The sequence below is a fragment of the Metabacillus idriensis genome, assembly GCF_050483325.1.
GTDB classification, from domain to species: domain Bacteria; phylum Bacillota; class Bacilli; order Bacillales; family Bacillaceae; genus Bacillus_P; species Bacillus_P idriensis_A.
The window spans coordinates 48,262-69,324 of the sequence record NZ_JBCMYF010000014.1; the positions used below are offsets into that span (position 1 = coordinate 48,262).

21 protein-coding genes are annotated in these 21,063 nt (G+C 36.8%); 3 read left to right on the forward strand and 18 right to left on the reverse strand.

The features are described 5' to 3' along the window. Positions 1-3 precede the first annotated feature (3 nt). The gene (locus ABEQ24_RS09845; RefSeq protein ID WP_430006623.1) at positions 4-339 is read right to left on the reverse strand and encodes a hypothetical protein; all 336 of its coding nucleotides are present in this window, start codon (positions 337-339) and stop codon (positions 4-6) included. 635 nt (positions 340-974) lie between these two features. Between ABEQ24_RS09845 and ABEQ24_RS09850 the strand changes: the two genes are divergently transcribed. Then, positions 975-1,223 carry a hypothetical protein gene (locus ABEQ24_RS09850; protein WP_430006624.1) on the forward strand — a complete coding sequence of 83 codons (249 nt, stop codon included), beginning with the start codon at positions 975-977 and terminating at the stop codon, positions 1,221-1,223. A gap of 542 nt (positions 1,224-1,765) precedes the next feature. Here the strand turns inward: ABEQ24_RS09850 and ABEQ24_RS09855 are convergent. Then, positions 1,766-2,323 (reverse strand): hypothetical protein, encoded by a 558-nt coding sequence (locus ABEQ24_RS09855; protein WP_430006625.1) that lies wholly within the window; start codon positions 2,321-2,323, stop codon positions 1,766-1,768. Between the two features lie 167 nt (positions 2,324-2,490). After that, positions 2,491-3,342: a pentapeptide repeat-containing protein gene (locus ABEQ24_RS09860; RefSeq protein ID WP_430006626.1), complete on the reverse strand. Its 852-nt coding sequence runs from the start codon at positions 3,340-3,342 to the stop codon at positions 2,491-2,493. Between the two features lie 964 nt (positions 3,343-4,306). On the opposite strand from ABEQ24_RS09860, the gene ABEQ24_RS09865 reads away from it, so the two are divergent. Further along, entirely contained in the window at positions 4,307-4,843 is a 537-nt protein-coding gene (locus ABEQ24_RS09865; protein WP_430006627.1) for a hypothetical protein, read from the forward strand. A 79-nt stretch (positions 4,844-4,922) separates the two neighbouring features. Here the strand turns inward: ABEQ24_RS09865 and ABEQ24_RS09870 are convergent, their stop codons facing one another. After that, entirely contained in the window at positions 4,923-5,105 is a 183-nt protein-coding gene (locus tag ABEQ24_RS09870; protein ID WP_430006628.1) for a hypothetical protein, read from the reverse strand. A 384-nt stretch (positions 5,106-5,489) separates the two neighbouring features. Between ABEQ24_RS09870 and ABEQ24_RS09875 the strand changes: the two genes are divergently transcribed. Continuing rightward, positions 5,490-5,873 (forward strand): hypothetical protein, encoded by a 384-nt coding sequence (locus ABEQ24_RS09875; RefSeq protein WP_430006629.1) that lies wholly within the window; start codon positions 5,490-5,492, stop codon positions 5,871-5,873. 282 nt (positions 5,874-6,155) lie between these two features. On the opposite strand, the gene ABEQ24_RS09880 is transcribed toward ABEQ24_RS09875, so the two are convergent. From ABEQ24_RS09880 to ABEQ24_RS09945, 14 genes are all read right to left on the reverse strand, one after another. After that, positions 6,156-6,593 carry an NUDIX hydrolase gene (locus tag ABEQ24_RS09880; protein ID WP_430006630.1) on the reverse strand — a complete coding sequence of 146 codons (438 nt, stop codon included), beginning with the start codon at positions 6,591-6,593 and terminating at the stop codon, positions 6,156-6,158. 137 nt (positions 6,594-6,730) lie between these two features. Next, a complete protein-coding gene (locus ABEQ24_RS09885; RefSeq protein WP_430006631.1) occupies positions 6,731-7,414 on the reverse strand; it encodes an HAD family hydrolase in 684 nt (227 codons plus the stop codon). Between the two features lie 709 nt (positions 7,415-8,123). Then, complete coding sequence (locus tag ABEQ24_RS09890; RefSeq protein WP_430006632.1) at positions 8,124-8,465, reverse strand: hypothetical protein; 342 nt, start codon at positions 8,463-8,465, stop codon at positions 8,124-8,126. Between the two features lie 128 nt (positions 8,466-8,593). Then, the gene (locus ABEQ24_RS09895) at positions 8,594-8,938 is read right to left on the reverse strand and encodes a hypothetical protein (RefSeq protein ID WP_430006633.1); all 345 of its coding nucleotides are present in this window, start codon (positions 8,936-8,938) and stop codon (positions 8,594-8,596) included. 388 nt (positions 8,939-9,326) lie between these two features. Next, complete coding sequence (locus ABEQ24_RS09900) at positions 9,327-9,827, reverse strand: hypothetical protein (RefSeq protein ID WP_430006634.1); 501 nt, start codon at positions 9,825-9,827, stop codon at positions 9,327-9,329. Between the two features lie 132 nt (positions 9,828-9,959). Next, a complete protein-coding gene (locus ABEQ24_RS09905; protein ID WP_430006635.1) occupies positions 9,960-10,544 on the reverse strand; it encodes a DUF2441 domain-containing protein in 585 nt (194 codons plus the stop codon). A gap of 54 nt (positions 10,545-10,598) precedes the next feature. Then, positions 10,599-10,787: a hypothetical protein gene (locus tag ABEQ24_RS09910; RefSeq protein WP_430006636.1), complete on the reverse strand. Its 189-nt coding sequence runs from the start codon at positions 10,785-10,787 to the stop codon at positions 10,599-10,601. A 159-nt stretch (positions 10,788-10,946) separates the two neighbouring features. Then, complete coding sequence (locus tag ABEQ24_RS09915; RefSeq protein WP_430006637.1) at positions 10,947-11,159, reverse strand: hypothetical protein; 213 nt, start codon at positions 11,157-11,159, stop codon at positions 10,947-10,949. A gap of 781 nt (positions 11,160-11,940) precedes the next feature. After that, positions 11,941-12,228, reverse strand: a complete 288-nt coding sequence (locus ABEQ24_RS09920) for an RNA polymerase alpha subunit C-terminal domain-containing protein (protein ID WP_430006638.1) — start codon at positions 12,226-12,228, stop codon at positions 11,941-11,943. Between the two features lie 124 nt (positions 12,229-12,352). After that, positions 12,353-12,736 (reverse strand): VOC family protein, encoded by a 384-nt coding sequence (locus ABEQ24_RS09925; RefSeq protein ID WP_430006639.1) that lies wholly within the window; start codon positions 12,734-12,736, stop codon positions 12,353-12,355. A gap of 532 nt (positions 12,737-13,268) precedes the next feature. Next, the gene (locus ABEQ24_RS09930; RefSeq protein WP_430006640.1) at positions 13,269-14,612 is read right to left on the reverse strand and encodes an ABC transporter substrate-binding protein; all 1,344 of its coding nucleotides are present in this window, start codon (positions 14,610-14,612) and stop codon (positions 13,269-13,271) included. After that, positions 14,609-16,216 (reverse strand): response regulator transcription factor, encoded by a 1,608-nt coding sequence (locus ABEQ24_RS09935; RefSeq protein WP_430006641.1) that lies wholly within the window; start codon positions 16,214-16,216, stop codon positions 14,609-14,611. The genes ABEQ24_RS09930 and ABEQ24_RS09935 overlap by 4 nt, the downstream gene beginning before the upstream one ends. Next, positions 16,188-17,996: a cache domain-containing sensor histidine kinase gene (locus tag ABEQ24_RS09940; RefSeq protein WP_430006642.1), complete on the reverse strand. Its 1,809-nt coding sequence runs from the start codon at positions 17,994-17,996 to the stop codon at positions 16,188-16,190. Before ABEQ24_RS09940 ends, ABEQ24_RS09935 begins: the two co-directional genes overlap by 29 nt. Positions 17,997-18,471: 475 nt before the next feature. Continuing rightward, positions 18,472-20,859 carry an immune inhibitor A domain-containing protein gene (locus ABEQ24_RS09945; protein ID WP_430006643.1) on the reverse strand — a complete coding sequence of 796 codons (2,388 nt, stop codon included), beginning with the start codon at positions 20,857-20,859 and terminating at the stop codon, positions 18,472-18,474. Between the last annotated feature and the right edge of the window lie 204 nt (positions 20,860-21,063).

Consider the following 21,063-nt stretch of genomic DNA (forward strand, 5'->3'; position numbering starts at 1 on the left):
ATATTACACAATAGCCACCGATTGTGGAAGATTAAACTCCTCTTCTTCTTCAATATTTTTTATTAAGTTATTGAATTCCTTCTGCAGAATTGTTCTTCTGTCTTCTCTAATTTTCTTCTTTTCCTCTCGATCATCATCGATTCTTCCTTTTATCATTTCTATGGCAACTGGTGCTGCTGCTTTAGCAATTTCTATTGCTGCTGTAGCTGCAAGTTCTTTTCCAATTGACCCATTACTGAAAGTAGGACTGTTTTTTGAGCTATTACGCTCAATTATTTCACCATCATTGGTACTGTCTTTAAATATATCTAATTCTGTAGGTTTAGATTTTTGGCTCATATTGTTCCCCCATCTTTATTTTATTCATAATCTAATTTTCCATATAACAGGATTTAATAAGACCTCGTATTAATAACTACACATTACCATATTACACCATATCGTCTCTTGACTAAACTGCATACGTTCTTATTATCTCATCGATTTTACCAACATCAGAAACAACAATCGTAATCACTTGTTTAGTATTTAGCCCTCCCTTATGGTTTCAAAATAGTCTAGGACACTAAGACACTGTCCTAGACATATTGACCTTAAAGTTTTCCTGAATTTATCGGAATGGCTCTACGCTTCTCCCGATAAATTTGCTATAGTAATAGGGGTCCTGCCAGCGAAACGCAGATTACAACGCTAAGGGGTGTAGAACCCAAAAATCTCTTGATATGACAACGTTAAGAGAATCTTCCTAATCTCCATATGTCATAAAGTCCCTTAATCAAATAAAATATTGCATAACTTAAATGCAGGCTTCTAGACATAATGAATTCAAAGGATATTAGGGTTGTCATATAGCATACTTTTTGACATAAACGCTTAGCGTTGTAAATCCGCGAAATGGTGGTGCTACCCCTAATTAAAAAAGATGCTTCAAAGAGTACGCAATTTCCATTAGCATTCTAAGTAAGGAGAAAACGATGAATATAAAAAGAAACCAAGTATTTATCCAGTTAGATGTATCTAATTGGGACAATACTGATCTAGGTTCAACATTACATGAGATTTGTCATTTTAATAAAGAATATGAGAATGATATAGTTGAGGTTCATCAGGTTACATCCTTAGGAAAAATTAATAACGAATGGAGATATTTAGTCATTTTAAATATTTCAAAAGATCTAGATAATTTAGGTGAATTAGTAGGAAATAGTTCCAGTGTAAGATAACTATAATAGCTAAATACTAGGAGTTTAGTTTCTCATGAATACAATATTCATTTCTAATTTACATAATAAAACCTAGAGGAAGTTGCAAAAAAGAAAACCCCTTGGTAATCAAGGGGTTTTTCACTGTCCGGATTTATCATTTATGCACGTTTTTATACAAGGCTGCTAGATCAACGTTTTCAGCTGCGGAAGAAGCCGGTTGGCTGCATAAAAAAAAGGGTGTTTATGCATGTTACTTTAGAATAAAGTTTGATCATTTCTATGATCCTTCTTCCATTAAAGCCCCCTATAATGGAATAATTGAAATTAAAACAAACTGATAAATTTCTCTTGAAAAGCTTTAAATTGTGAAGTGTATTTTTCAATTTTCTTGTGGTCAGCTACTGAATTTAGAAAAGGTTTTCGTTTTCCAATAACCATTATGTCTTTCCCATCTATCGGATCATCTAATACTACATATGGCTGAAAGTAATCGCATTTAGTATCAGCTAGAGCGATGGACAATTTTGCATATTCCTCTGTTGGAAACTGATTTGATATTGTTAAGTTCGATAATTCTTAAGTTGAGTTAATGGTTCTAGAGATTCATCTCTCACTCTAATGTTGAGCAGACTTAAAGAATCGAGGCGAATCATTCCTTTTAATGGCTCAAGAGTATCTAAATTTAGAGTGTTCCATACTCCACCTGATAAACGTAAGGATTCAATAGCTGTATGATTTTTCAATTCATATACGCTGTTTAATTTCTTGAAATCCTCAATCGACAGAGTTTTAAGTGCTGTGTTCTTAGACAAATCCCACAGTTTATCCGCTTTTGTATTCCAACACAAATAGATTTGCTCTGTAGTACTTAATAGTTCTAATGCAGTTAATCTCTCTACCTTCATCCCATATATACAAAGAACCTTTGGCTTAATAAGATTAAGTATCAGGTCAAACTCTGCCTGATTAACATTAAATAACCAAACCGTTTCAAGGTGTTGGTAGTTTATCAACTTCTCAAGGTTATTTGTTTTACCTTGAAGAGCTATTTCAACTATTGTAGTATCAACATCATTTAAATCTTTAATAAACTCCGGCTGTTCACCAATAGGGAACATCATAACTCCCCCAGTTATTTATTATTACTTTAATGTATATCTTCTTCCACCAATACCTAAATAAGAAATGGCGATCCACTTTGCGGCAAACGCACCCGATTCTTGAATAAGACTGATTGTAATACCATCTTCAAATAGGCTCTTTCAATACACAAACATGAATAAGATTAGTTAATCCAATGAGAAGGTCGATGTATATGGGAGGGTAATGTTGTCTTTACATCACCTTTAGCCGAATTAATTTGCATTTGAGTCAAAAACATACTGGTGGACAAATCAGCGCCGCTGATATTAACATCTCGCAAATCTGCACCAATAAAATTGACTGCCCTTAAATCTGTATTTCCCATATCCGCAGCAATCAAATAGGCTCCCCTAAAATCAGTCGCTCTTAAATCTTTTCCTTTTAACTTTTTGCCCATCCAATCAGCTCTTGCATGGTCAAACTCTTTAATTTTCCGAACACCAGGTATTTTATCAATTATATTTTTCCTAACAAAATCACTCGCTAAAGTAAGCAGCTCATTTAAAGAAAATCGGTACATCACTAGATCAAGTGACAATAAATTATCTGCGTCCAACTTCGTTAAAGCCTGCAATTCCTTTAACTGTTTTCCCAACTTGTCAGCTAAATCATCCGGTATATCGTAAGACAGAGCTTCTGCCACGTATCCAATCATTTCATGAATTTGCTCCATGATGGGAAAAACTTGAAACATTTTCTTCCCAATGTCTGGGTTTTCTCTCCAACTCTGACCGTTAAAAGTAACTTGAGAAACGACTTGTCCAGCACCCAAACAATCAAATACTGTACAGCCTTTGAATCCTTTATCCCTTAACTGGCTATGAACTTGGCAACTGTAATCAGACCGCAAATTCATACAAGGAGTACCTGCCGGTTTGTTAATCGGAAAATCACTTGATGCTACAATATTAAGCGCTGTACAACAAAGTCCAAAGCACTTCGTACAATCAGCCTTTAAATTTTCTCTAATATTTTTGGCTGTTTGTTTATCCATTTTTTTACCCTCTATCTGAAAAAACTTTTGAGTTTATTATACAAGATTCCTAAACAATCTGGCCCTTTACTTTAATAAGAAGAGGTGACGCTTTGTTAAGCAATCGCCCCCGATTGTCGAAGAATGAATGGCTTTAATCCTGATTAATGTTAACTTAATCATAAATAAAAGTAAGCTATTACTGGTGAAATACTTAGAATAATTCCGATAGAAATAAGAATTTTATTTTCACTTTTTCTAAAGAGGCCTATAACTGATACTATAAGTTGGACTATTATAACTCCCACTATAATCTCTAATTTAATGGCAACTAATATTAGATACCAAATAAAAACACCTAAGCTGACTGAAAGTACACTACATAAAATGGGGAATTTTTCAATGCTATCACTCCGATAATCAGTGTATGAACTTTCTATTTAGACAATCCCCCTTGCTCATTGAATTGCTCATTTCCCAAAAATAAAAGGCGATCCACTTTGCAGCAATTGCCCCCGATTGTAGAATACTTATGGGATGCAAAATGCACGGGCAATTTCACTTTAGGTCCTTTAATTTGTTAAGTAATCGAAAATAGAAATACTCAGCCAATAATGTACTAATGAACATTGTCCCAACAATAGATGAAATCACTTCAGGTGAGAAATTAAAAGTAATGTAATGCAGAATAATTAAAGTTAGAAACACGATTAACAAAGTGAATCTAAACTGCCTCTCAGTTTTCTTAATTAAATTTATGACGTTCATCTATTCACCTCATTTACTTGTAATTGTCGTTCCTTAATTCATTGGCACTAAGTATAGATCTCCAATAATAGGTATTTCTTTAAACTGCCTTTCCAATAAGGGAAGACGACACTTTATTAAGCAATCGCCCCCGATTGTTGAATAATGCAATTCAGCATACATATTCAATTTAAGCAAATAATATCCTGAATACTTCAACTAAAAATAGTAAAAGGAAGTGGTTATTATTAGGATCGTTGTGCTAGTCTGCCTTTTATTTATTGGACCTTTAATTAAGTCGGCGAATGCAAGCGATAGTATTGATAGGACCTCGAGTGATTATTTTCAGATTGGTTACGGATACATCTATGAGGAACTTCAAATCAGTAGTGAGCACTTCAAAAAGAAAATTGTACTACCCAACAGGCTACCGCCAATAACATTTACTCATAGTTTTGGCCGGTTTTCTGATTTAGATGGAAACCTCAATGACCAGTTTGAAGTTGTTTATGTAAATGAAGATAAACCTAAACATACTTACAGTTTATCAGTTAGGCCGGTTAGAAACGGTATTAAGTTTAAAGATAAACACATAACACAAATCGTTACATTGAGGGACGGCAGCAATGCTATTTTTTCAAAAAGGGTAAGAGGTTTTAATCAATTGGTGGTTGAAAAGTTTGGCTTCCAATACATTTTGAGCATTCCTGATGAAGTGAATATAGACGCAAAAGAAGTATTAGCTGAAATCGCCAACTCAATATCTGATCATTAACATCAAATCGGGGCGAGAATCTTCATCTATCGCCCCCGATTGTGTAATAAGGATTTGATTTATATTCCAAGGCAATAATCTAAATATCTTTAGAAGATAGTTCCTTTAAATAAGAAGAAATCTTAGATAGCTCAATAAGTATCATATACAGAGTCCCTATAATAACTCCTAAGAAAAGTCCAATTTCACCTACTATAAAAGTACCAATTGAACTAAATAATGCAAAAACAAAAATTATTTTAACCTTTTCCTCATTACTCAAAGTTTTTTCCTCCTGATGTCTTACTCATTTTTTATTTTATTGAATTTCAACAAAAAGAGCATTAATCCTTCTTCAATTAATGCCCCCTTTAATGGAATAGCTATTTTCACTATGGCTTATTATAATAATTCCAAAAAATTCTAAAATCGATCTTCATTCACTAGATTTTATTGTATAATTATGGTTATAAGCAACCCAAAGGGTATCGGAGATGTACAATAAATAATTACAACCGCATACTTTTATTCAAAGGATTTAAAACTTGTTTTTTAATTAACAAAAGGGAGGTCAATAAATATTAATAGTAAATTTAATGTAGTAATTTTTATTGTATTTATCATACTCTTATCAGGATGTTCATTTTCAGAGAATGACACAATAAAAGTGTCAGTAGTTAAAGACAATTTACAATTCCAACTAATTTATCACCAAAAAACTACTAAGAATGAAGAGTTTTTGATCGAGTTAAAATTAGATTATATTGGCACCGATGAAGTACTATTGACTCACGGAAGTAATACTATAGATTATATTATTATTAAAGATAAACAAAACGAGGTTGTTTACAAAAATATACCTGATTCTGAAAAATCCCTATTGACAGAAAAAATACAAAGAAATCATTCTGTAATTAAAGAAGTACGTCCATTAATTAAAGAAAAAGGAACTTATTATATTAGTGCAGCTACTTCTGATTTGAAAATTAATGATAAAGAAATTAGTGGAAAACGTTTTATTTTAAAAAATCAATTACTAGAAATAAAATAAACCTAAAGGCAGAACTCTCCTCTTAATAGGTAGAAAACCTTTTAGCGCTTATAAGACAAAAAAGATTTGAGAAATTGTAACCTTGGTTGCTGCCATAGTCACTTCTTAAAATTGAAATCTTATAAGATCTATATATCTTCAATGTTCGTCAGGATAATGCTTTGCCGGGTTTATTTTTGATTCTCCGTACTTTTTAGCTTATATACGATTTCTTAATTCCTCAATAAGAAAAGGCTATCCTCTTTACTGCTATCGCCCTCTATAATGGAATATGTATTACTATCAACTAACGTAGGAATTTTCTTGTAATACTCTCTCGGCTTGTTTGATATTGTTTTTTAAATATTCATGCAGCTCAGTATTGGCAAGAATCTCAGAAGTAGTTAACCAAATAATGTCATCCACTTCTTGGCTGCATTTAGGATAAGGCTCCCCCGACTTATGTTTACATAGAAAAACAATATCAATCACATTAATGCCTGATTCAGTAACAAAAGAAGAACTATTCACGTATTTGAGATCTGTAACTTCGCAGCCAACTTCTTCAAAAATTTCTCTTTTTAAAGTTCTTTCTAAAATATCTGTTGAAAACCCTTCAAGTTCGCATTTTCCGCCGACCAGTGAAAGAGTACCTCCTGCGTGTTCCTCATTTTCGCTCCTCAAGATAAGAAGCCATCTATCGTCGTTATGAATGGCACCTTCTACATTAACTACGAACATAAAAATTCCCCCTAATTAATTCAACATCCTTGTAGATTACAAGGTCGAATGCTGAAATCATTTTCATCAATCGCCCCCGATTGCGGAAGATAAATTATTTCACTGAAGGGAGTTATTCCTGACAAACCCCCATTGACTTAACGATATACTTTATTATTTTCACTTACATTGGATATGATTAAAGGCAGTTCCCCTAAATCATCAATCATTAAACTTGGCGTGAAATGCTTCCAGTGAATATCTTTTTTCCATATTGCTTTCATTCCTACGTTTTGAGCAGCTTGTACATCATTTTCGGGATGATCGCCAACATAAACACTTTGATTCGGCGGAACATCGAGTTGTTTTAAAGCTCTCAAAAAGATATTGGGGTCTGGTTTTTTTAGTCCTTCCCATTCCGATATTAAGATAGTTTGAAAATATTTTTCAATACCTAAAGCCTTTATATTATCCATTTGAAATTGCCCAATTCCATTTGTAATCATCCCCAAGATAAAGTCCTTATTCCTCAATTCCTCCAACATTTCAAATAGATTTTGAAAGGGGATGCAATTATTCTTAAACTGGCTTATATAATCTTGAAGTAAGTCCTCCCAGGTTACACCTGTAATTTCAAGCTCTTCCTTAAGTTGTTGATATACTTTATCTTTCCAAACATATCCTCGGTTATCGAGTTCTATAAATCGTTTAGTATATTTCTCTTTAGTTGTATGATTAACCCATTTATTCAATCTTTCATATTGTTTATGAATAAATACCTTTATTGATTCATCTCTATTTAACAAAGTTCCATCTAAATCAAATATAACAACCTTAATCATTTTGCACCTCACTCCCCGACCACTTTCTTACTTCTATTCTATACTTTCAATCAACTTACCTCCTTCACAAAACTCACCTGATAGCAAAACAGAAAAAAGGCCGCCGCAGCGATCCTCTCCTCAGCTATTGCCCCCGATTGCGAAATAGCAATTATTCATATTCAATGCAGCAATTGCGTCTGTTTTCTAATAATGGATAAAACTTGAGACAATATAGTAGATATAAACTATATAACTGATAGCGACCAAGAATATTGAACAAATATTTATAATCGTTGTGTGACCTACTTTTTTAAACCGGTGGTAAATGAGAGTAAGTATACACAGTAATATTAATTGAAGTACTAATGTTACATAAAAGTACATATGTAGAGACGATTTAGATCCAACGTATATACCTGTACCCACCAATAACAAACCAAATAATGAGATTCTAGCAGTAATCTTATTCATTCTACTGCTATTAAATTCCGCTATCTGAGCTAGAAGTAATGCTATTCCTAACACGATAAAACTGATTAAAATATGAAGTAAAAATACCAACAAAATTTGCTTCCCCTATCTTCTCTAAAGTTTAACCCACTCTTCCATTAAACTGCCCAATTCCTCAATAAGAAAAGGCGATCCGCTTTGCTGCAATCGCCCCCGATTGTTGAAAAACGATCCTTAACTGCTTCGGAGTTATCACAACAGGCTCCTTAGTTAGATATTAAAAATCTAAACCAGAATACAACCTAGCTGTCGAAGAAGGAGAAAAAGTCACTTTGTATTTAGTATTCAGTTCTTTCTTCACTTTTTCTGTAAGTTGTTCACCTAATTTATTATGAGTGTTTTCCAATTCAATTCCGTCGGGACGCAAAGTATCTTTATCCCAGTCAATCCACTCACCGTACATCATTACCCATCTCATAAGTTCATCTTTTAACTCATCTGAAATAGGAACTTCCTCAATATCAAAGTTACTGCCGCATTGATTACACCAAATAGGATCTGTATCAACGTCACCTTCAACTTTTAAATCATATGTTTCCTTGTGCTCAAAACATCGCATACAAGACCCTCCTCTATTTAAACTTCATCTTGTTCATAAGGACTTTTTATTCTGCTATCCTGCCCAATTCTTAACTAAAGGGACGATAACTATATTCAGCAATTGCCCCCGATTGCTTAATAAAGATTTCACTTTCGCTTCTCGTTTAACTGCTTCAACCAATCTTTAAACCACTCATCAGGTAGCTTTTCTTTTGAATGGTCTAATTTCTGCAATTCTTCTAATGAATATGTATTTACTAAAAACAAATCCCATTGACATTCAATATCTCTTGCTATTTCAATAGCCATTGAAACATTCTCATCTAATTCAATACCTTCGTCGTTAGCAAATACCATTGTTAAGTTATCGCACCAATTAACAAAATCATAGTGCGAAAAGCTGTTTTCTTTTTTACATAGGTTATCCAATAATTTCTTTAAGTTTCCAACTGTATATGGGATTTTTATGCTCTTCTCAATACAATTCTCCATTTAAGAACCTCTTTATATGTATTAAAGGGGACAATCACAATATGCTGCAATTGCCCCCGATTGTTGAATAAGATTAGTTGGGTTTTTTCTCTAAGATACGTTTATAAACATTTGCTAAATCAAGTAATTTAAAGTCTCCATTATTAATCAATTTGGTTACTTTATTAGCTTCATACCAAGCTAAATCATAAAGTTGTTTATCAATGGAGTCCCCAACCCTTTAATATTTCCCATCCGAATTTTGCATACATTACCACTAACCCTGAACAAATGTGGCAGCAAGTTTTACTAAAGCCCCCTATTACTGAATCATGGCAAAGAGTTAAAAAGTTATAATTGGTGATCGTCCAGGTTCACATAGAAAATAGAAATGTGCTGCTATCATTAGTTAAGCTATTTTACGATGTTGCTTAATCACTTCTTCTACATAAGTTAGGAAATTAGTGTATGTGGGGTTCCCTTTTAAGAATTGTGCTACCACAGACAGAGGTAATATAACTATATCTCTCTTTTTGGAGTAAAGAGCTGCCTCTTCTTCAATACACTTGTGTAAGACGTTAAGTTTAGAAGAATAATGATATACAGAATAGAACTCATACCATTTAAAGTCCTGATTAATATCCCTTTTTATTACTTCTCCAATATATGCACCTAGTCTTAACACGAATATATCAAAATGATCATTTAAAAGTGTCGTACCAACTTCCGAAGTCATTAATCGTTTTGTATATATATCAATATAGCGAATACTTTCAATAGTGAAATCTAAATTTCTCTTTGTAAGGTTCTCTTGATCCCAAGTATCGTTTGAGACATCCTTATACATCAATTCCGCTATACCTTTTAAATCATCTTTTATCAATTTTGTTCTGTTTATGAAACTAAACATACAAGGAATCTCCTTTATCAATTATCTTCAAAATTATTTTGCCCTTTACTTTAATAAGAAGAGACAACACTTTGTTAAGCAATCGCCCCCGATTGTTTAATAAAAGAATTCAAGATATCACCTAGTCTGTTTTTAAAATTCCTCAATAATTTCTACAACTTCTATTTTCCCATTTACCAAAAGCTCCGGTAAATCGTTTTCTTCACCGTTTTGCCAATATTCTTTAGCTTGTTTCATTTTTTGTGAAAAAGGAACCCCATCTTCTTTTGGTAAGAGGTTTCCGTTCCCTTCAAATGATTTACCCTCCACACGCAGTTTAACAATCTGCAAAACTCTTCGATTGTACGAGTCGAATATTTTTTTCCATTTCAAAACATCACTATAGGTTTTAGCTGCATACAAACAAGAAAGCCGTGAAGGATATTCAGGATAATCTTTTAGTCTAACGATTTCAACTATAACTTCTCTTACAGCTCTCATTGTTTGATCCATATACTTTACTGCTACTACAGCATCGTCTTTATTCAACTTCAAGCCATTATCGGAGATACCACTTTGTAAGATCTGATCAAATGTTTCGCCTTTAGCATTTAATTGATTTGTTTCAAAAAAGAACCGGAACAAGGTATTGTATTCGTTATTGTCAAAGTTAATAATCTGACCAAGACTCATTTTATTCTTGGTAACTAGATGGTATACATTTATGACCTTGTTCATTGATTTGATTTCCTCCAATGCTTTTCAATAATGTAGTTATATACCTGTTCAAATTTAATCATTATCCCTAATAATAACCTTGGCCATTAGTCCACCGACAATAGTTGTTAATCCAGCAAAAATCCCAGCATATATCCTTTTATCCCAGTCTATAAGAGAATTTGAAATAGGAACTACAGTGGCAGCAAAAACGCTCATAAGTATTATTTGAGGGAGGTTTAATTTCATTTTTAACTTTTCCATCGAAAGCTCCTTTTCAGACCAGAGAAATCCCTATTAGATAATACCAATTATTTCAAATGAGAATCTTAATAACAATACTATTTATATAAAAAAGGAGACTTATCTTGTTCCGGATAAGCCCCCAATAGTTCAAAATTACATATAAGGAATTTACAGCTTTTATTTTGTCAATTTTTGATCATTTTCTTCATATGGAGCTTCGTGTTTTGTGTCACTCATTGGTATTTCATTTGAATAATTCCGCACAAGACCATTGTCTATGTCGTTTACCGGTGTATATTCATTGCTTGGCAGCTTGCGGTTTTTCCTTATAATTTTATAAAGAGAAAAAGCGACTACACCAATAATGACAGTAAGAAAGATGATTTCCATTTGAACACCTCGTTTTTTTGACCTTCATTAACCTAATTCGCTTATGTATAAGATTATCCTGCTAAGGATTTATCTATTAAATGGAAAAACCGCCCTTATGCAAATGAGAATCAAATTTAAAAAAATATACTTAATTCCAATAAAAGTTAATCATACTTATTCCATTAAACTGCCCTTTAATTGAATAACTGTTATTTCCATTTTAACATAATTGTCCAATATCCTGATTTAAAAATTCAATGAAAAAGCACACCATATTATTGGTGTGCTAATTAGTTTGCTTTCTAACTTTTTGTATCTCTGAACCCAAAACGTGATAGCTGTTTATTGCATTTTTATCCTTGGTAGATTTAACCAATTAGGTTGCTCCGCATTAAGGTTTTTTGGTTTGATATAGTTCCATTTCTTAACTGTCACTTTCTGTAGAACTTCCTTTCATCCATAACTTTTAGCACAGGTTTTAGCACACTAAATAACATATCAATTTTATGCTGGACAATAACCATTGTCCACTGGTTTTTTGGAGTGCTATTCCTACTGTTATTTCCATTACTAAAACACGTTATACCTTGATATATCAACAAAAGAAAGAGACCAAAACGCTTTGCGAATTGGTCTGCTAATTATAGTGCTATTTTGTATTTTCCCTCCCAAAACGGAACCCGTTATCCTGAGACTTCGGGTTTCTTTTTGGAGAGGAAGAACCTTAAACTGAAATCGAACAGGTTAAGATTTCGTTTGTTCGATGAATTTACTGAATATGATTGATATGATATTGAAGTTAATTTCTAAATGATAAACCACTTTCTTTCAAAGAAGCTCTAAGCTTCGGTAAAGATGCCGGACCTATACCATGTAAATTAAAAATCTCTTTTTCACTAAAACCAGATAGCTGCTGCAGGGTGGTTATTCCTTCGTGCTCCAAAGCTCTTCTTGCAGGTGAGGATAGCTGTGAAAGAAATCCGTTATCCGGTTTGCGTTCCTGCTCACATGTTGGACAACTTGGACAATCACTGCTCTTATAGTATTTATGCCCTTCGTCGCATATCCTTAAAGTTTTGGCTGACATATATATTCGCTCCTTTTTATCATTACAAATATAACTTTTTTATCATTCTTTTTATTTTTGGAAGCCTGCAATGAATTTAAAAGCCGATCCCAATTGGAATCGACCAAACGTTTTAAGTTGTTTTTTACTTATTTTTCTCCATGACTGCAAAATAGTTCTTTTCACTATCAGCAAAGTTAAAAACTCTCCGTGAAGGCATTTCTGCAATTTCTCCAACGGTGACTTCATTATTTAACAGGCGGCTATGGAATTGATCGAGATTGTCTGTGAAAAACATTAAGGAAGGTGTGCCCAGATTTAGTTCTGGCTGCATTTTGGCGATGAGTTCTTTATCATGAAGAATAATACTTGTTTCAGCATCATTTGAAGGGGCAATTTCAATCCATCTCATTCCTTGACCGTTTTCCTCTTCAGAAATAACGGTGAACCCTGCATTTTCCGTCCAAAATTTCACAGCCTCATCCTGGTTCTTTACATATACCATGACCTGTCCAAGTTTCTTAATCATCCTAATTCACTCCTTTTAATTTTTATACAGAATTACGGGCTGCTCATCATGTTCAATATTTTTTATTCAACAAATCTGGACTTTTTCCTTCCTAAACGTCTAATCCCAACTCAAAAACAAAGTGCATTCCTCCTTTTTGAAGAAATGCACTTATTAGCAGCCCTAACTTATACTTCTCGAATCCATCATTCTTTGTTCTTTAATAAATTTAGCAAATAGATAACGAACGAAAGGTCCCATAATGATGAGCTGGAGAGGGAAGGCAAATACAGTCCAAAATAAAAACTTTCTCTCTTCGATGTCGGCAAATTGCTTCATCCCTTCTTTTAAGTACTTCGCCATTATAGCGAAAAGGGATATCCTTTCATAAGTGACAACTTTGCGAACAATTTCTCATATTGAAAAAACGGCTCCAATAGCTGAATAACCAGCCTTTTTTTGTTGGGAGGCTGGTTATTCTATGTTTTATTAATTTTAATTTTTTTTATAAATGCATCATTCATGTAAAGAATGTCTTGTGCAGCAGCACCGTTCATTTCTTTTCATCAATATCTTCCAATCCGCCATTAATTTTAGCCACAGCCTTATCAGCAGATGCTTTAACATCTTTTCCCCCTATGCCGATGTCTTCAAATAATTCCTTAAGAGCATCGCTGATGACAGGGTATGCCGGTGAAACTGGCCGGTTTTTTGAATACTTTAATGCCTGCTGCACAAAGATGTTTTTCGGATAGGCTGTCAGCTCGGGAAATGCTTTTGAGACGGAAAATCTCGCTGGCATGTCGCCGGTTATTTCGACATATTTTTTTGAACCTTCAAAGCTCGTCATATACTTGATAAACGCCCATGACTCTTGCGGATGCTTTGATTTAGCTGAGATGCCGAGGGCCCAGCCTCCATTTGGAGTAACTTGATGGTCTCCTTTAGGTAAAGGAGCTACTCCATAGTCCTCCCCTAGTTTGAAATCCGGATAGTTCCGTTCGATTTCCTCAAGCATCCATGATCCCAGGACAGACATGCCCAGATGCCCTGTTACAAATGGATCTGGAGGCAGCTCAACAGCTGCCACTTTGTAGCGGTGATAGAGATCCTGATATAATTGCAGGGCTTCTACCGCATTTTCCGAATTAAGATACCCCATGGCAGTAGTTCCATCAGGACTGAGAACATCTGCACCGAATTGCCATAATAATGGCGTTTTGAAGTAGGCAGGAGATTCTCCGTCGCTGAATCCCTGGCCAGGATCAATTCCGTAGATTTGATTCCCTGGATCATTGATTTTTTGTGCAAGTTCCACCGCTTCGCCCCATGTCATCGGATCAGCCGGGTCCTTGGACGGAAGCGGCAATCCCGCTTTTTTAAACAGGTCAATGTTATAAAATAAGGCCACACCGGATTCTGCAATGGGAGACAAATAGATTTCATCTTTAAATTTCATGCCTTCAAGTGTTGAAAAAGGAATATCCTCGATTTGCCCTTCTTCTTTCATTTCCCTGTCAATCGACAATAGCGCACCTGAATTGGCATAGAGCGCCAGGTTAGGACTGTCGATCGACATAATATCAGGCGGACTTCCTGCCGCTATTTCCGTCCTCAATCTTAATTCATAGTCCCCATAAGGGATGGCATTCATATTAATGGTGATGCCGGGGTGGGAGGATTCAAAGGCCGAAATCAGTTCTTTATAAGCTTCATTTTCTAGCTTGGTGCCATAATTTCTCCAGAAAGTAAGTTCAATGTTCTCTGATTTCTCAGCTGGCAGCTGATTGTTCTTTTCCTCATCTGAAAACAAGCTAAATGATGAAAAAGCATAATATCCTGCTGCAATGAATAGCAAAATGAGTATTGTAAAAATAAGGACTCTATTTTTCATCATCTTTCCCTGCCTGCCATTTCATCCAGGTTCAAAGCAGTCTTCCGGTATTCTGCCGGTGTCTGTCCAACGTGTTTTTTAAAGACGGTGCTGAAGTAGCCTGAATTGGAATAGCCTGTTAAGTATGCAATATCAATCACTTTCAGCTGTCTGTCTTTTAACAGTCCGCATGCATGCTTCATTCGCACTTCCACTAAATAATCACTGAAGTTCTGACCGATATGAAGCTTAAAAAGTTCAGATAAGTAGGCACTATTAATATGAAATTGCTCAGCAAGCGAGGTCAGCGTTACTTCATTTGCATAATTCAGATCCAAGTAGCGGCGGACATTTTCAACGATGGCTAAACCATTGGGCGAAGAACGTGACTTGCTTACAAGAAGAATAATTCTGTGAGCAAAAGCCGTTACTTGTTCAATGACTTTTTCATGGGCAGTCAATTCTCCGATACTCTGCTGGCATGTCCACATTGTTTGATTTATGTCCGTTCTGTCCATATCATATTTCGCAGCAAGTGATTCAAGCATCAGGAGAAGCCTGTTGGCTGCAAACGAGAAAGACAGCATAGACTTGTTTTTTGCTTCATTCAAAAGATCAAATATCAGCTTGCTGCATTCCTGTAAACTGCCATTTTCAATGATGTTTGCTGCTTTTTTCTCCTGATCAGGCGAAAGTTCGAAAACCTTCTTATGGTGCGTACCATCGATTATTTGTGATTTTGCACAAGGATCACTCTGACTCCACGCAAGCAGGGAAGAAATATAGCCTGTCTTTAACTCTGTCACACTTACCGGTTTTCCCATTCCAATCACTGTCTCAGCTTGGAGATATTTTCTAACATAAGTTTGCACCTTTTTCACCATACTCGACGTTTCTAAAGGCGTTTTTTTATCTTTACAATGAAGAAAATGAAGCATGTTTGCATAGCCCGCATCATAAAAAATACAAGTTCCTTTATCCTGATCAGCCATTTCTTTGCAGAGCATCCTGAACGGGAGCCAGAGTTCTTTTACTGATTGCTGAGCTGACGCCCTAAGTTCAACAGTGAAGAATTGAACTTGCATTTCATCCTCCGCCAGAAAGCCCAGATTGAGGTGATGGAGTCTTTCTGCCGCAGCTGGTTCAGACCATTCTTCCTTTACCAGCTGCAGCACATATTGCTCTTTCATTTCTTCGAGCTGTGTGTGAACAAGCCTCGCCACTTTTTCTGTTTCAAGCAGCTTCTTTTTTTCAAGAACAATTTCATCCTTCACTCTTCTCAAAGCCTCTGCCAGCTCATTGGGAGCAACAGGCTTAAGCAAGTAATCTTTCACACCTTCAATAAGAGAAGATCGAACATAATCAAAATCTGAGTATCCCGATAACACAATGACTTTTACATGAGGATATTCCCTGCTGCACCTTCCCGCAAATTCAATCCCGTCCATGACAGGCATCCGTACGTCCGTTATCACCAGATCTGCTTTTTTTTCCTCTACTAATTGGAGGGCTTCCTTTCCGTTTGATGCTTCTCCTGCAATTTGAAATCCCTCTTCTTCCCAGTTTGCTTTCATTTTCAGCCCTCTGCGGACTTGAATTTCATCGTCCGCTATAATGACCTTCATCATGTATATCCCCCTCGTTTCCCTTTATACATAATGCAATTCTTGTCCCAATGCCCTTTTCTGAAAAGATTTCGATTGAAAAGCGGCTGCCATAATAAAGTTTCAGCCTGCCAATCACATTTCTCAGGCCTATGCTGCTCCCCCCGCTGTCCAATACACCCATCGTTTCATATTCTTTTTCTTCATCCAAAAGCTGTGAAATCAATTCCTCAGACATGCCTATGCCATCGTCTTCGATTAATATGGTTAACTTATTTTCTCTCCATTCCGTCCGAATCAGGATTTCTGCAGATGTTTTTTCCGCCAAACTATACTTCACCGCATTTTCAACAAGCGGCTGGATAATAAATTTACAGATTGGGAAGGAAGCAGCTGCCGGATCGTCCTCAATTCTAAACATAATAGCACCATCGTACCTAAGCTTCACAATTTCAATAAAATCCCGGATATAGGCAAGCTCTTCCCCTAACCTGACAATGTCTGTTTTCGTGTTTAATGAGTATCTCATCATTCTGCCAAGGTAGATGCTTACATCCAAAACCTCTTTCTGTTTATTCTGCAGCGCAAGACTGCCGATCACCTCAAGTGTATTGTTCAAAAAGTGGGGATTGATCTGGAGAAGCAGTGCTTTATATTCAGCATCTTTCCTTCGGAGGTTCGCCTTATATTCTGTTTTAATCAATTCATTCAGTTTCCTGATCGTATGATCAAACACCTTTATCGCATACCCGACCTCATGATTATAGGATTTAATCGTCGGCATAAATGTCTTTGCTCCTTCAAGATCTCCTTTTTCAACGAATTTCATCGCATTTATGAGCTTTCCAAGCGGACGGACAATATTTGAAGAGAGCACATAAGAGGCAAGGATCGTCAGCAGAAAGATCAATCCGCTGAAAATCAATAATTTCTGCTGCAGCCTGTCAATTTCTGCAAACAGCTCAGACTTCGTGATTTCGCTCACCAGCGTCCAATTGCCTATCTTCAGCTTTTGAAAAAAGACAAGATAGTCTTCATCGCTGTACGCTGATTCTATTAATCCATTAAACTGCTCCATTCGATGAATTTTTCCGAGGCTGTCATTTAATACGGAAGCCGGGGTCTCCATCTTTCCGGTCAGCACGTTCTCTCCGTTATCATCCAGCAAATAAACTCTTCCATTTTCGCCGAGCTTGATTTTTCCAAGTGCCGTTTCAAGCAGCGAAGATGGAAAACTGACTTTGATAATTCCGGATAAATCAAGCATCTGCATATCAAAAAGCGGAATTAAATAACTGTTAATCTCTGTTTCTCTCATCGTCTGGTGCAGCTGATACGGGTCACGGTGATGGTTGACCCAGCGCTTTTCGCCCTTTGAAAACTCTTTATACCATTCTGTTTCAGCAAGCTTGGGGTTATCCCCCCAGGTCCCTGTCCCATCGTTTAAATAAACAGAAATGTCCATCCCGTTTGAATTATTAATCATCATGGAAGAAAGCTGCATTTTCAGCTGATTTTTGATCAGCAGCCGTTCAGAAGATTGAACAGCAGGATCACTTTCAGATTGCAGCCACTCCTGAGTTGCCTGATTGACCAGTACCTGCTTTCCCAAATCCTCTGCCTGCGAGGTGACCGAGTTAATATAGATGGAGTACTGCTCCATCATTTCGACTGTTGAATCCTTCGTCTGATCTTCAATCACGGATGTAAACCAAGCCGGAATGAGAAGGGATAAAACAAGGAATGGAACGGTCAGGAGAATTGTAAAAATGATGAACAACCGATTTCTAAGAGAATAAAACATGCTGCCTCCCGGTAACTTTTCAAAAGTTTCTGTCAGTTCTTTTTTCTTACAGTATAATACAAACTTGAGTTTGCTGGTTTGGATTTTTATTAATAGTCCATTTAGTAAACGTCAGAATAAAAAAAGAAAGTGGCGGGGAGAAACCTTGTTGTTCAATTTCTAACGTTTCTCAGAACACGATTTAATCCTGAAAATACAGGAAAGGATAAGAAGAATTGACAGCACTGTTTGAGGTAGCTCCACATTGAAAAAGTGGCAGCACTCCGGGGAATTCCGCCACAACTGAGAAGACACCACCTGAAAAGTGGCAGCACTCCGGGGAGTGGCGCCACAACTGAGTATGGGACATCAAATATCCAACAAAAAAATTATGGCTATAGAACCTTTTATACAGAAAAAATCCGAACTATTAACTCCCAGTTCGGATTTTTCTTTGCCTATCTGAATTTTGTCCCAGCTTCTTCACTCATAATTCTTATTTGCGGATCCAGACGGCTCCAGCAGAGTTATCCTTCGCTTCGCCTACAACCTGGAATTTCAGGCCGTAGTTTGGAACATTTCGTCCAGCGTCTGGAATAACTTCATTCATGTATGATCTTGAGTCATCGAAGAATGTGACTCCTTTTAATCCGTTGTAGCTGTATTCGCCGCGTGTCGGGCTGTCTACGTACCATGAAGCAGATTTGTCATATGAGAATGCTGCATCTGCAATTTGATAGCGTGTTGATTGTGCTGTAGTCAGTTTCCCGTCAAGCAACCCGTATAATGGCTGAGGATGAGAGTCAACGACTCCAAGGAACCCTTCACCAGGATGCACGCCAACCCAGTTGTCTGAGTAGCTGTCATCTGCATACCAGACGACCATGCCTGTATTGTATTTAGGTCCGCGGGAGAAAGCTAATGCTTTGTCAGATCCGGCGTAGTTTCTCCACTCCAGGTAGTAATGGTGTTTTGCAAAGAATGTTCCGTTAAATGCTTTGAAGCCGTCTAATGTAAATTTAGGTGTGCCTTCTGCATCGTCGGTGAATAGCTCCTCGCCATCAGCAGTAAGAATGGCATTGTCTAAAGCAAATCCTTCAGGTGCAAGGCCACCGTCTGTTAAGTAATCAAATACCAGTTTTACTTTTTTACCGGCAAATTCACTGAGATCATAGGATTTGTCGATCCATGCTCCATTGGTTGTTCCTTTAGTAGTGTCGCCGTCAGAAACATCGCCGCCTAAGACTTCAAGAACTTTGGTGCCGTCAGCTGTTTCTGCACTTACAGTCAAGTAGTCACATGCACAGCCATACTCAATGTCATAGTTTGCTTTGTAAGTAAATGCTGCGGTTGTTTTTCCTGTTAAATCAAATTCAGGTGTTTCCATCACAGTGTGAAGGTCATCGCCTTTTGTACTGTGATAGTATTTTTCGCCGAATTCAGGCTGAATTGTACTTTTCACTTGTTTTTCAGGAAGGTTGACTTTCACGATTCCTGGATTGTTTGATTTAGTGACACTCTGATCGAGGAATGCTGCTGTTCCTTCAGCTGTCACCTCTGTGTAGTCAATCTCTTGAATGTTTGCCCAGTTTCCGCCCATAACAGTTTGGAAAAACTCTTTGTTTTGCGGGGAGAAGCTTGTCGGTTCTGTTCCCGCTGTCTGGCCATTCCAGCTGCCACCGCTCATGATGGACCATGAAGCAACCGGCTCGCCATTTCCGCTGTACTGCGTGTCATATTCATCAGGAAGACCTAAATCATGTCCGAATTCATGTGCGAATACGCCGACTGCACCATCTTCTGGCTGGATTGTGTAGTCAAATGCAGCCATTTGTCCACCCCAGTATGGTACTTCTGCTTTTGTTCCTTCAACTTTGTATACTCCGTCCAACGTCCAGCGGTGAGACCAGATGGCATCGCTGCCAAGCTTGCCGCCGCCAGCTTCTTGCCCGGTTCCAGCATGTACAATCATCAGATGGTCAACAAGTCCGTCAGGCTCGTTTTGATTGCCGTCTCCATCTAAATCATATAAATCAAACTCGTCATATTCAGCTAAGTCCATTCCTGAGGCAGCTGCAGCATTGAGCGTTTCTTTTACAAGATCACGAGGTCCAAGCGGTGCCAGGTTGTCATGGCCGCCTGCTGGATTGTCATCTCCATAATCAGCTGCTTTGCCCGGAACAGTCAGCCATTCTGAAACAGTGCCGTCAACGGTATAGCTTCCGCCTGACTGCTCTTCATAATATTGCTTGAAAGTCTGTACTTTTTTACCGCCTAACAGCTGAAAGGGCTTGTCCCCAAACAGCATTTTTTCATAATGCTCTTTGCTGAAGTCATTTGAATACATGTAGCCGTCTTCTTTGATAATATTGTTATGCTTGAAATCTTCAAATTCAACAAGCAAAATCAGGACTTTATCTTCTCTTACAGCACCATTGTATTTAGCCTGTTTTGCCGGTTTTACATTTACAAATCCGTCTTTTTTGCTTTTGCCCAGCTTTTCATGGCCTTTATTTAATTGCTTTGTCAGCTTTTCCTTTTGCTTTGTTAAAAAATCCTTTGATTTCTTGTCGATTTCCAGTTTTGAATCCTGATCGTCTTCATGGAGATCAACTGTTGGCTTTTCCCCTTGCTTTTTCTCGATATATTTCTGCACAGCGATAGCGACTTCTTTATCACTTGCTTTTTGCGGAATGAGCCCTTGTTTTTTCAAAGCATTTGCCAGACGGTCCTCATTGATAATGTTCAGATCAATTGGTGCGGACAACGCCGTTTGAACGTCTGTTGGTACAGGTTCTTTCGCAAATGCAGCTGGCGCGAAAAGGCTTGCGACCAAACTTGTTGCTAGAAGTGATGTTCCGAATTTCTTGCTCCACTTTGCCAATACTACCCCTCCTATTTGTAAGAACATGTAGAATTTTCTGTTTTTTCTACATATTTAAAGATAGCACAATCTGGATTAGATAGAATTGACCTTTTCTCCTATAATCGGAAAAATTTTACTAGAATAATAGACCAATAGCAATATGATGAAACCGTTCTATTCAGCCTATAAACATGGAGCAAAAGCAGGGAAGAAGGACGATAA